This is a genomic window from Streptomyces sp. NPDC001536 (assembly GCF_042894505.1).
Taxonomy (GTDB): Bacteria; Actinomycetota; Actinomycetes; order Streptomycetales; family Streptomycetaceae; genus Streptomyces.
The window spans coordinates 13,233-24,738 of the sequence record NZ_JBIAVQ010000015.1; the positions used below are offsets into that span (position 1 = coordinate 13,233).

An 11,506-nucleotide genomic window follows, 5' to 3' on the forward strand; every position below is an offset into this window, starting at 1 on the left:
AGCATGTGGGGCAAGTGGTCGCGAACAGACCGCAAAGGGGCGGGAGGCGTCACTCGGAGAGCGCCTCGACCAGGGCCAGTTCCTCGTCGGTGATCCCGCGGAAGCAGGTGTCCTCCGTGGCCATGACGGTGGACCGGCTCCAGGCCCCCAGGCTGGTGTGCCGGGCGTGGAGCGTCCATCCCTGCTTCTTGTACGTGGCCATGAAGTAGGTGCCGTTGTCCGCGACCGGCGCTTCGGTGGCCGGTGCGGACGTCTCCCAGTCCCGCTTCTCAAGGCCGGACAACACGACGTCGAGCTGCCGACGCGGCTCGGTCGGGCCGGTCGTGGGGGTCGTGGGCCCCGTGTCCTTGGACGACCAGGAGACCACGCAGGGTGATATCCGGGTGATGAGGGCGGCCAGTTTCCGTTCGTCCGCGGCGGTCGCCGCACTGGCGGACCTGCCCGTCCGGTCGTACCCCACCTCGATCTTCCCCTCCGGCAGCCCGGCGGCCCGGACGGCCGCTGCCACGTCACCCCGCACGCCTTCCTGTCCGAAGGACGCCGGGGAGGACGCGGTCGAGGCGGAGGGCCCCTCGGTACCGCCGCATCCGGCGACGAGAAACGCCCCCGTCGCGGCAGCGGCCATCCATCCGGTCCTGGTCACGGTGGTACGCATGCGCTCTTCTCGGTCGCTGGATCGTCGGCTCCGGATCCTCGCACGACCGGATCGGCCGGCGTCGCGGGAGGTCGGCCGAGCGAGCCCTGGGGGCTCCGGTCCTGGAGCCCCCGTTCGCCGGCGTTTCAGCCGGTCGGTGAGCGAGCCCTGAGGGCTCCGGGTCCTGGACGTCCGGGCCCGGAGCCCCCACCCCCCGTTCAGCCCGCCTTCGGAACCGGCCCGTCGAGCCGTGGTGCGGCCGCCTCCGAGCGTCCCGTCAGCAGGAGCAGCAGCGCGGAGATCGGGCCGCTGATCTCCTCCCCCTCACCCCGCGTCCACGCGATGTCGGTGGCGACGAGGCGGGCCTTCGGCAGCGGCCAGGGGCGGGGCGGGAAGCGCATGGTCCACACCCGGTCGGCGGAGTCACGGGCGGCGGCCGGGGGCATCTCACGGGTCCGGCCGAGCGCGAGGGCGATGTCCTGGCCGTGGACGAGGAGGTCGAGGAGGGGCTCGCGGGGTGAGGTGGTGGGGGCGAGACGGCGGGAGCCGATGGTGGAGCGCACGGTGGCCACGATCTCGGCGACGGGCCGCTGCGCCTCCCGCACGGCCGAGTCGTGGATCATCCGGTTCCAGTCGCCGCGAGCACGGAACATCTCCCGTACGACCTGCCCGTATGTGAAGCGCGCGGCGACGGTCAGATGCGCGGCCACGTCCCTGACCCGCCAGTCACCGCACCGCGTGCGCGTCTCCCACTCCTCGGGGCGCAGCCCCTCCAGGAGGTCGGCCAGAGTCTCGCGCTCCCGGTCGACGATCCGCCAGAGTTCGTCGGTGTCCAGCGCGGCATCCGAGACAGCACCCACGGAAATCACCCACTCAAGTGGTAAGCTTCTCTGACCAAATTAGTCAGAGACCCTGACCAATGTCAAGCGATACGGACCGGAGGCGTCGACCATGGTGGCGGAGAGCGAGCTCAACACGGGCGTGCTCCTGTTCCTCCCGTACCGGGCCCTGGAGAGCCGGGTCTTCGCCGCGCTCGCCGAGGCCGGCTTCGACGACTTCACCCCCGCCCAGGCCCGGGTCATGCAGCGCATCGGCCCCGACGGCACCCGTCTGACAGAACTGGCCGAACAGGCCCAGATCACCAAGCAGACCGCCGGCTTCCTGGTCGACCAGCTGGAGAAGTCGGGCTATGTGACGCGGGTCCCGGACCCGACGGACAGACGGGCCCGTCTGGTCCGCGGCGCGGCGAAGGCCTGGGCGGCCAAGGAGGTCGCCGACGCGGTGGTCGCCGAGGTCGAGAAGGAGTGGGAGGAGCACCTGGGCAAGCGGCGCATGGGACAACTCCGGGAGGCCCTGACGCTGCTGCGGGAGATCACGGACCCTTGGGCCTAGGCCGGAGCCCCCGCCTTCGCCGCCTCCTCGACCTCCAGCAGGGACGCACTCCGCCGTTCCGCCTCGAAGGCGCGGTGGCCGCCGCGCAGCCCGAACAGCCGCTTGGCCAGCAGGATGTAGGCCACGGCCAGGACGTTGAGGACCAGCGTGGCGATCTTCAACCAGCTGATGTGTTCGGTGAGTTCGTAGATCTCCAGGGGCAGGAACGCGGCCGTGGCGACGACTGTCAGGTACTCCGCCCAGCGCTTGGCGTACCAGAGGCCGACCGCCTCGACGAGTTCGATCAGGGCGTAGGCCAGGAGCAGCACCGCGACCAGGACGAGGGTGTTGTGGCGATAGCCGAAGGTCTTCTGGATGGTGCCGACGACCGGTGAATGGTCGAGGTCGTAGTGGAAGTGCTCGAACACCGGGCGGAGGACGTCCAGATACTCGTCGAAGAGACTGCGCACCGCGTCCTGGGAGTTGCTGAACTTCCAGACCGCCAGCGCCACCAGCACGACGAACACCCCGCGCACGGCCCGCTCGACGGCGAGGAAGCGGAGGATGAACAGATCGCGCAGGACCTTGCCGCGCGGCACCAGCGGGGCTTCGGAGGCCGGTCCGGAACCGTGCGGCTCGCCCAGGGCGAAGTCGCCGCAGCGCAGACAGCGCCAGACCTCCCCGAGGGCGGTCTCGGCGCGCAGCCTCCCTCGCAGCCGGGGGTCGTCCGGCGCGTACGTCACATGCCCGCGCCGAGCGCACGTCCGCCGGTCCCAGTCGATCGCCATCCCCCGTGCCTCCACCGACGTGCCGCGCCTGTACTGGACAGACGCGGCACGCTAGCGGGACCGGGTAAGAGTCCGGTGAGTCAGCGGCTGCCGGCCAACTCCTTCTCCTCCGTGGCCGTTTCGGCGGGCTCCGCCGTCTTCTTCCGCTCCGGCAGCAGCACCGCGACCAGGACCGTGCCGACGCCCAGGATCACGGCCCCGATCAGGCTGGTGTGGGCGACCGCGTCCGAGAAGGAGGAGCCGACCGCGTCGGCCATCTGCCGGGCGCCGGTGGCGAGTTCCTCGGCCTGTGCCTTCAACTGGGCGGCCTGCTGGGGGTCCGTGGCCTTCGCGGCCTGCGCGGCGATCTGCCGGGCCTGTTCCCCGATGCCCTGCGCGACGGTGTACCCGGCGCCGACGGAGTCCTGCGCGGTGTCGAGCGTGGCCGCGGGGAGCTTGCTGCCGCCCGTGGCGTCGGCGAGGTGGTCCGAGTACGAGGTCGCCAGCAGCGAGCCGAGGATGGCGATGCCGAGCGAGCCGCCGAGTTCGATCGAGGTGTCGTTCACCGCGCCGCCGACGCCCAGTTCGGACTCGGGGAAGGCACCCATGATCGCGTCCGTGGCGGGCGAGAGGGCGAGGCCGATCGCCAGGCCGAGGACGGCGAGGGGGGCGACGAAATCGCCGTACGGCGAACCGGCGTCCACCTGCGTCAGCAGCGCGAGCGCCGCCGTGCCGCCGACCATGCCCGCGGTGACCGTCCACTTCATGCCGACCCGGGGGGTGAGGAAGGCGGTCAGCGCCGAGCCCACGAAGACCGCGCCGGCGAGCGGCAGCATGCGCAGTCCGGTCTCCAGGGCGCTGTAGCCGAGGACGAACTGGAGGTGCTGGGTGAGGTAGTAGAAGGCGCCGAAGACGGCCAGGAAGAACAGGGCGACGGCGAGGTTGGAGCCGGCGAAACCGCGGTCGGTGAAGCGGCGGACGTCCACGAGGGGACGCGGGTGCCGCAGCTCCCACAGGACGAAGGCCAGCAGTCCGGCGGCCGCGACGACCGCGGCGCCGATGGCCTTCACGCCCCATCCGAAGTGCGGACCCTCGATGATCATGTAGACCAGCGAGCCGATCCACACCACCGACAGCAGGCCGCCGACGTAGTCGATCCGGCCCTTGTCCTTGGCCTTGGACGGCGGGACGAGGACCAGGGCGCCGACGATGGCGAGCGCGGCGACGGGGACGTTGATGAGGAACGTCGAGGTCCAGTCGTGGTTCTCCAGGAGCGCGCCCGCGACCAGCGGACCGGCCGCGATGGCCACGCCCGAGGTGGCGGTCCACACGGTGATCGCCTTGGCCCGCTCGGCGCGCGGGAAGGTCGAGGCGAGCAGGGACAGCGTCGCCGGCATGATCATCGCGGCGCCGGCGCCCATCACGGCGCGGGCCGCGATGACCGTCGTAGAGCTGTCGGCGAAGTACCCGAAGACGGACCCGCCGCCGAACACGGCCAGCCCGAGGAGCAGGGCGCCGCGGCGGCTGTACTTGTCGCCGATCGCGCCGAGCAGCAGCATCAGGGCGGCGTACGGGACGGTGTAGCCGTCGATGACCCACTGAAGGTCGGCGCTGGACAGGCCGAGGTCCTCGGTCATGGCGGGCGCGGCGACCGTGAGGGCGGTGTTCGCCATCACGATGATCAGCAGGCTCAGACAGAGCACCAGGAGCGCCCACCAGCGCCGGGCGTAGGGGCGGTCCATCCTCTCGACCGGTTCGGTCATGACGAGTCGCATGGCAGGGGTGGCCTTCCTCAGCGGACTTGTTCCAGCGGAACTGCACAGCGCCGTGCAGTTGCACAACGCTGTGCAATGTACGCTCGTTGCACAGGTCTGTGCAAGTCGATGAGGGAGAAGGCACAATGGCGTCCATGACCACGGGTAACACCAGCCGCGCCGACGCCAACCGCCGCCGCATCCTCGACGTGGCGCTCGCCGAGCTGCTGCGCGATCCGGACGCGTCCATGGACCAGATCGCGCGCGCCGCGGGAGTCGTACGACGGACCGTGTACGGGCACTTCCCCAGCCGCGAGGCGCTGGTGAGCACGCTCATCGATGGAGCCGTGGAAGCGGTGGCGGCCGCCGACGAGGCGGGGCGCAAGGACGTCGAGGACCCGGCGCAGGCGCTGGCCGCCTCCACCCTGTCGGTCTGGGAGGTCGCCGACCGCTATCGCATCCTGGTCGCGCTGGCCCAGCGCAGCGTGACGATGCAGGGCATCCGGGAACGTCTGGCGCCGGTGCGCGAGTCCAGCGAGGAGCTGCTGCGGCGCGGCCTCGAAGAGGGCGTCTTCGCCTCCGTGCTGCCCGTGCCGGCCCTGGCGTATGTCCATGAACAGCTGGTGTTCGCGGTGATGGAGGCGGTGAACGACGGTCTCCTGGCACCCGAAGAGGCGGGCCGCTCCGCCGCGATCACCGTACTGACCGCGGCGGGCGTACCCGCCTCTCGTGCCACCGAGCTGGTGGCGAAGCTGAGCGATTGAGTTGTCCTGCTCGGGTTGTTGCCCGGGCGGCTGAGCGACGGGGGAGCTACTCAGCCGCCCGGAGTTCGGGGGGGCAGCGTCCCGAAGTGGCGCGGGGAACTGCGCGACCAGCCAGAGCGGACCCGCAGTTCCCGACCAGAGCAAGCCCCCGAGTTCTCGACGGCTTACCCAGCGGAGCGCCTACGCCTTCGCGAGTTCCTTCTCGCCGCCCTGCTCCGGCACCTCCACGGCAGCGGTTCCGTGGCCGTCGTCGAGGAGGGTCTTCTCGTCGAAGGGGATCTGGCCGGCGAGGACCTGGTCGACGCGCTCGCGGTCGATCTCCTTGGTCCAGGTGCCGATCAGGACCGTGGCGACGGCGTTGCCCGCGAAGTTGGTGAGGGCGCGGGCCTCGCTCATGAAGCGGTCGATGCCGACGATGAGGCCGATGCCGTCCACCAGGGCCGGCTTGTGCGACTGCAGACCACCGGCCAGCGTGGCCAGACCCGCGCCGGTGACACCGGCGGCGCCCTTCGAGGCGACCAGCAGGAAGAGCAGCAGCGGGATCTGCTCGCCGATCGACATCGGCGTACCCATGGCGTCGGCGATGAACAGGGACGCCATGGTCATGTAGATCATGGTGCCGTCGAGGTTGAACGAGTAGCCGGTCGGGACGGTGATGCCGACGACGGGCTTGCTGACACCGAGGTGCTCCATCTTCGCGATGAGGCGCGGCAGCGCCGACTCGGAGGAGGAGGTCGACAGGATCAGCAGGAACTCACGGCCGAGGTACTTGAAGAACGTCAGGATGTTCAGGCCCGAGACGATCTTCAGCAGCGCGGCGAGCACGATGAAGACGAAGAGGAAACAGGTGGTGTAGAAGCCGAGCATCAGTACGGCGAGGCTCTTGAGCGCGTCCAGACCGGCGGAACCGGTGACGGCGGCGATGGCACCGAAGGCACCGATCGGCGCGGCCCACATCACCATGGCGAGGATGCGGAAGACGAGCCGCTGGATGTGCTCCACACCGCGCAGGATCGGCTGACCGGCGTCACCCATGGCCTGCAGCGCGAACCCGGCGAGCAGGGCGATGAGCAGGGTCTGGAGGACCTCGCCGCCGGTGAAGGCGGAGACCATCGTGGTCGGGATGATGCCCAGCAGGAACTCGGTGGTGTCCTTGGCCTCGGCGTCCACCTGCGCGTGGCCGACGTCCTTCACGGCGTCGGTGATCGCGAGGCCGGTGCCCGGCTCCAGGATGTTGCCGACGACCAGGCCGATGCCCAGCGCGACCAGCGACATGACCGTGAAGTAGACGAGGGCGATACCGCCGACGGCGCCGACCTTCGCGGCCTTCCGTACCGAGCCGATGCCGAGCACGATCGTGCAGAAGATGATCGGCGAGATCATCATCTTGATCAGGTTCACAAAGCCCGTACCGATGGGCTTCAGCTCGACCGCGAAATCGGGAGCGGCCAGACCGACGGTGATGCCGAGGGCGACCGCGACGATCACCGCGATGTACAGATAATGGGTGCGGTCCCGCTTGGCGGGTGCGGCAGGTGCGGTCTCGGGGGTGCTGGCGGCCACGGCTGCCCTCCTTTGACGTCTTCGTCGGTTGTCACCGGCGTGCGGCTCACGTCCGGGCTTTAGAGGAATGCCGTGACTATCTCCCGCCCTGTGAGGGCGGTCACCCTTCCGTTCATTTAGTTCACACTTACTGTCGGGGGCACACTGACGACATGCACATCCCGGTCCCCCGACCCCGCAGCCTGGCCGGCCAGCTCTTCGCGATGCAGGCCGTGCTCATAGCGGTGCTCGTCGCCGGGTACGCGCTGTTCACCTACGTCAGCGACCGCAGCCAGGCGGAGGAGGCGGCGGGCCGCCAGGCGATGGCGGTGGCGCGTACGGTCGCGGACTCCCCGTCGGTCCGGGAGGCGATCGGTACGTCCGACCCCTCGGCGCGGCTCCAGCCGTACGCCTTGCGCGTCATGCGCGACGCCGAGGTCGACTTCGTCACGATCATGGACCCCGAGGGCACCCGCTGGACCCACCCGAACAAGGACGAGATCGGCCGCAAGTTCCTCGGCCACATCGCCCCCGCCCTGAGGGGCGAGTCCTTCACCGAGATCTACAAGGGCACCCTCGGCCGCTCCGTCCGCGCGGTCACCCCGATCGAGACGGACGGCCAGGTCGTCGGCCTGGTCAGCGCCGGCATCCGGGTCGAGGCGATCAGCGAGCGGGTGCAGGGCCAGCTGACGGCCCTGCTGGGCGTCGCCGCGGGCGCGCTGGCGCTGGGCGCGGTGGGCACGTACGTCATCAACGCCCGGCTGCGCCGCCACACCCACAACATGAACGCGACCGAGCTCAGCCATATGCACGACTACCACCAGGCCGCGTTGCACGCGGTGCGCGAGGGGTTGTTGATGCTGGACGGGCAGTACCGGGTGGCGCTGATCAACGACGGCGGCCGGGAACTGCTGGGCGTGGCCGACGACGTGGTGGGCCGCTCGGTGGCGGAACTGGGCCTGCCCGCGCCCCTGACGGGTGCGCTGCTGGCGTCGGAGCCTCGCGTGGACGAGGTGCACCTCACGGCGGACCGGGTCCTGGTGATCAACACCTCACCGGTGTCCGGAGGAGAGCGCCGGGGCACGGTCGTGACCCTGCGCGACGTGACCGAACTCCAGTCCCTGATGGGCGAGTTGAACTCCGAGCGCGGCTTCACGCAGGCGCTGCGCTCACAGGCGCACGAGGCGGCGAACCGTCTCCACACGGTCGTCTCGCTGATCGAACTGGGCCGCGCCGAAGAGGCGGTGGACTTCGCGACGGCCGAGCTGGAGCTGGCGCAGGCGCTGACCGACCAGGTGGTGGCGGCAGTGAGCGAACCGGTGCTGGCGGCCTTGCTGCTGGGGAAGACGGCACAGGCGAACGAGCGGGGTGTCGAGCTGGTGGTGTCGGAGGACAGCCGCCTGGACGACGGTTTGCTGCCGCCGTCGCTGCCCTCCCGGGACCTGGTGACGATCCTCGGGAACCTCATCGACAACGCGGTGGACGCGGCGCAGGGCAGCGTCGGCGCGCGGGTCACGGTGACGGCTTACACGGATGAGGGTGAGCTGGTCCTGCGCGTCTCCGACACGGGCGCGGGCGTGGATCCGGCGCACGCGGAGGCGGTGTTCCAGCGCGGCTTCTCGACGAAGCCGGCGGGGCCGGGTGGGCGGGGGCTGGGCCTGGCTCTCGTACGACAGGCTGTCGGCCGGCACGAGGGGACACTGACGGTGGCGGAGGCCGCGGAGGGTGGGGCGGAGTTCGAGGTTCGGGTGCCGTTGCGGGGTGGGGGGTCGCGGGAGGCCCGGGAGCGGGCCGTGAGCGTCGGGAGCGAGGCGGAGGCCGGGGCGTCGGTGTCCTCGCGGGGCGGCGGAGTGGGGGCCGGGCGTGTGGCGGGGGCGGTGGTGTCCGAAGATGCGTCGACGACAGGTGCCGTACCGGTGGGGATCGAGCCGCGAACCCCGGAGCCGGAGGGTGCCGAACCGGAGGGCTCCGGGCGTGGGGCTCCCGCGCCGGAGGGCGCCGGTTCGCGGGGTACCGCTTCTGGAGGCGACGCATGACGAGTGAGCAGCCCATCCGTGTCCTGGTCGTGGAGGACGACCCGGTCGCCGCCGACGCGCACGTCATGTACGTCAACCGGGTCCAGGGCTTCACCGCCGTGGGCAAGGCGCACACCGGGGCGGAGGCGCGGCGCCTGCTGGACCGTACGCCGGTGGACCTGCTCCTGCTCGACCTGCACCTCCCCGACGTGCACGGTCTCCAGTTCGCCCGCTCGCTGCGGGCCGCCGGACATCAGGCGGACGTGATCGCGGTGACGTCGGCGCGGGACCTGACGGTCGTACGGGAAGGGGTCTCGCTGGGTGTCGTCCAGTACGTCCTGAAGCCGTTCACCTTCGCCACGCTGCGCGACCGACTGGTGCGGTACGCCGAGTTCCACGCGGCGGCGGGCGAGGCGAGCGGGCAGGACGAGGTGGACCGGGCGCTCGCGACACTGCGGGCGCCGGGGCCCGCGGCACTGCCGAAAGGGTTGAGCTCCCCGACGCTGGAACGGGTCACCGTGGCACTGCGGGACAGCGGTGAGGGACTGACGGCCACCGGGCTCGCGGAGGTCGTGGGGATCTCACGGATCACCGCCCGGCGTTATCTGGAGCACCTGGTGGACGCGGGAAGGGCGGCGCGCGCCCCGCAGTACGGCACCGTGGGACGCCCGGAGTTGCAGTACCGGTGGGTCAAGGGGCCGTAGGGCCGAACGGCCGCGTATATACGACGACTTGGGCCGCGAGCCCGATCACGGTCAGCGCCTCGACGAGCGACAGTACGAGAAGCCCCGCGCCGGTCCCGCCCGCCACCCAGTAGACGGCGAGCCCGGCGAGGGGCACGACACAGAAGGCGAGCAGATCGATCCCGCACTGGATGACCTTGCGCTGACGCCGGCGGGAGTCGGAGCGGTGGGCGGACTCCCAGGTGAACGCGTGCTCGGCCTGCGCGAGTCGGGCGAGCTTCGGTCCGAGATCGTGACGTATGTGCCTGCCGATCGCGGAGATCTTCTCGTCGTTGACGAGGTACGTCCACCCGAGCACGACGCACACCGGCGGGAGCGCGAGCAGCATGTCGGGACGCTCGGCCTGCGCGGTGGCGGCGATGACGGCCGCGACGATGGTGAGGGTGACGTAGAGGAGGTTGTCGCGGAAGCCGATACGGGTCTTCTGCTCGTCCTTGAGGGTCTGGTACTCGGCGAGGAGCAACTGCCCGACGGTGACGTCCGACTCCGCCATTGGCTGCGCCTCCCCCGGCTGCCCCGATGTCCAACGCCCCTCGTGGGAAGGGTGCTTGGCAGTACCTTAAATGCGTGCCGCAGACTTCACCCACCGTTGTGGTCCTGACCGCTCTGTCCGTCGAGTACGACGCCGTACGTGCCCATCTGGGCGACGAGGTCGAGGAGTTGGTGCACGAGGACGGTACCCGGGTGGAGCGAGGGCGACTGGCCGGTACGGAGTGGACGGTGGCCGTCGCGGAACTGGGCGAGGGCGCGCTGAACGCCGCCGCGCTCACCACGCAGATCGTCACCTGACTCCGTCCGGAGGCCATGCTGTTCGTGGGTGTGGCGGGTGCGCTCAAGGACGACGTCGAGATCGGTGACGTCGTGGTGGGGACGAAGGTGTATGCCGTGCAGGGCGGCAAGGTGACACCGGAGGGTTTCCAGACACGGCCCGAGGTCTGGCACGGATCCCATCGGCTGTCGCAGGCGGCCCGGTCGGCATTGCGGGGAATGGCGGAGGTGAGGGGGCACTTGAAGCCCATCGCCTGCGGGGACGTGGTCCTGACCGACAGCAGGTCGGCCTTCGCCGAGTTCATCAAGCGCAACTACAACGACGCCAACGCCATCGAGATGGAGGGGTCGGGGGCGGCGCACGCGGCGCATCTCAGCGGACAGTTGGACGCGTTGGTGATCCGTGGGATCAGTGACCGGGCGAACCCGGGTAAGTCCGAGGAGGACGCGGGCGGTTCGCAGGAACGGGCGGCCGCGCGGGCGGCGGCGGTGGCGGTGGCGTTGCTGCGGAAGCAGCGGCCCCACGGAAGCAGGGAAGCCGGCGACTCCCGGCCCTCCGGCCCCGAGGAGGGGCCCCAATACGGCGGTGACCACATCGACTTCCGGGGCGGGGTCTTCCACGGGCCCGTCGTCGGGAAGCGGGTCGAGCGGTAGCGGGATCGGCAAAGGCACCATCCATGGGCCGGTACCGCGGGCGACGGCGACTCTCCCGCCACGGCGGTTGGGGTTCACTGGACGGTCGGCCGAGCTGAAGCGGCTGCTCAGGCAGCTCGCGCCGGGGGCCGGTGGCACGGAAGTGATCATTTTCGCGGTCGCGGGGATGGGCGGAATCGGCAAGACGGCGTTGGCATTGGAGGCGGCGCACGGGGCGGGCGAAGAGGGGTGCCGGTCCCTGGAGGTCCGCTCCGAGTTCGAGGACTGGTACGGGACCGCCCAGACCCTCGACAACTTGGCCCTCGCGCACATGGACATCGACCACTCCGCCGAAGCCCGCGCCTGCTACCTCCAGGCCGCCGACGACTACACCCAAGCCAACGCCCCCACCGAAGCCGCCGACGCCCAATCCGCCGCAGAGTCATTGACCTGACTAGACCACTCCCCCTACGTTCACCGGGCAGCCACCAGGCCACCCCCACGTGAGCCCGTAG

General features: G+C 70.6%; 11 protein-coding genes and 1 pseudogene. 6 read left to right on the top strand and 6 right to left on the bottom strand.

Annotated features, from left to right (window positions below; all coding sequences use genetic code 11):
• Positions 1-49: 49 nt before the first annotated feature.
• Together ACFY0U_RS33920 and ACFY0U_RS33925 are read right to left on the bottom strand one after the other, a co-directional pair.
• Entirely contained in the window at positions 50-655 is a 606-nt protein-coding gene (locus ACFY0U_RS33920) for a hypothetical protein (protein WP_388642320.1), read from the bottom strand.
• A 197-nt stretch (positions 656-852) separates the two neighbouring features.
• Positions 853-1,494: a maleylpyruvate isomerase family mycothiol-dependent enzyme gene (locus tag ACFY0U_RS33925; RefSeq protein ID WP_388642321.1), complete on the bottom strand. Its 642-nt coding sequence runs from the start codon at positions 1,492-1,494 to the stop codon at positions 853-855.
• A 91-nt stretch (positions 1,495-1,585) separates the two neighbouring features.
• Here ACFY0U_RS33925 and ACFY0U_RS33930 point away from each other — a divergent pair, with 91 nt between their 5' ends.
• Positions 1,586-2,026: a MarR family winged helix-turn-helix transcriptional regulator gene (locus ACFY0U_RS33930; protein ID WP_388642323.1), complete on the top strand. Its 441-nt coding sequence runs from the start codon at positions 1,586-1,588 to the stop codon at positions 2,024-2,026.
• Here ACFY0U_RS33930 and ACFY0U_RS33935 read toward each other — a convergent pair.
• Positions 2,023-2,793, bottom strand: coding sequence for a DUF2127 domain-containing protein (locus ACFY0U_RS33935; protein ID WP_388642325.1), 771 nt, complete (start codon positions 2,791-2,793; stop codon positions 2,023-2,025). The genes ACFY0U_RS33930 and ACFY0U_RS33935 overlap by 4 nt on opposite strands.
• Before the next feature lie 80 nt (positions 2,794-2,873).
• Positions 2,874-4,547, bottom strand: coding sequence for an MFS transporter (locus tag ACFY0U_RS33940; protein ID WP_388642327.1), 1,674 nt, complete (start codon positions 4,545-4,547; stop codon positions 2,874-2,876).
• Positions 4,548-4,672: 125 nt separating this feature from the next.
• Between ACFY0U_RS33940 and ACFY0U_RS33945 the strand changes: the two genes are divergently transcribed.
• Positions 4,673-5,290, top strand: coding sequence for a TetR/AcrR family transcriptional regulator (locus ACFY0U_RS33945; RefSeq protein ID WP_388642329.1), 618 nt, complete (start codon positions 4,673-4,675; stop codon positions 5,288-5,290).
• Positions 5,291-5,470: 180 nt separating this feature from the next.
• Here ACFY0U_RS33945 and ACFY0U_RS33950 read toward each other — a convergent pair whose 3' ends face one another.
• Positions 5,471-6,853, bottom strand: coding sequence for a cation:dicarboxylate symporter family transporter (locus ACFY0U_RS33950; protein ID WP_388642331.1), 1,383 nt, complete (start codon positions 6,851-6,853; stop codon positions 5,471-5,473).
• Between the two features lie 152 nt (positions 6,854-7,005).
• On the opposite strand from ACFY0U_RS33950, the gene ACFY0U_RS33955 reads away from it, so the two are divergent.
• Positions 7,006-8,868: an ATP-binding protein gene (locus ACFY0U_RS33955; protein WP_388642333.1), complete on the top strand. Its 1,863-nt coding sequence runs from the start codon at positions 7,006-7,008 to the stop codon at positions 8,866-8,868.
• On the top strand, positions 8,865-9,551 hold the full coding sequence (locus tag ACFY0U_RS33960) for a response regulator (RefSeq protein ID WP_388642335.1): 687 nt from the start codon (positions 8,865-8,867) through the stop codon (positions 9,549-9,551). Before ACFY0U_RS33955 ends, ACFY0U_RS33960 begins: the two co-directional genes overlap by 4 nt.
• Here ACFY0U_RS33960 and ACFY0U_RS33965 read toward each other — a convergent pair.
• Positions 9,538-10,083, bottom strand: coding sequence for a hypothetical protein (locus ACFY0U_RS33965; protein ID WP_388642337.1), 546 nt, complete (start codon positions 10,081-10,083; stop codon positions 9,538-9,540). The two genes, ACFY0U_RS33960 and ACFY0U_RS33965, sit on opposite strands and share 14 nt — an antisense overlap.
• Before the next feature lie 74 nt (positions 10,084-10,157).
• Between ACFY0U_RS33965 and ACFY0U_RS33970 the strand changes: the two are divergent.
• Positions 10,158-11,012 (top strand): annotated as a pseudogene (locus ACFY0U_RS33970) (5'-methylthioadenosine/S-adenosylhomocysteine nucleosidase).
• A 142-nt stretch (positions 11,013-11,154) separates the two neighbouring features.
• Positions 11,155-11,445 carry a hypothetical protein gene (locus tag ACFY0U_RS33975; protein ID WP_388642339.1) on the top strand — a complete coding sequence of 97 codons (291 nt, stop codon included), beginning with the start codon at positions 11,155-11,157 and terminating at the stop codon, positions 11,443-11,445.
• Positions 11,446-11,506: the final 61 nt, after the last annotated feature.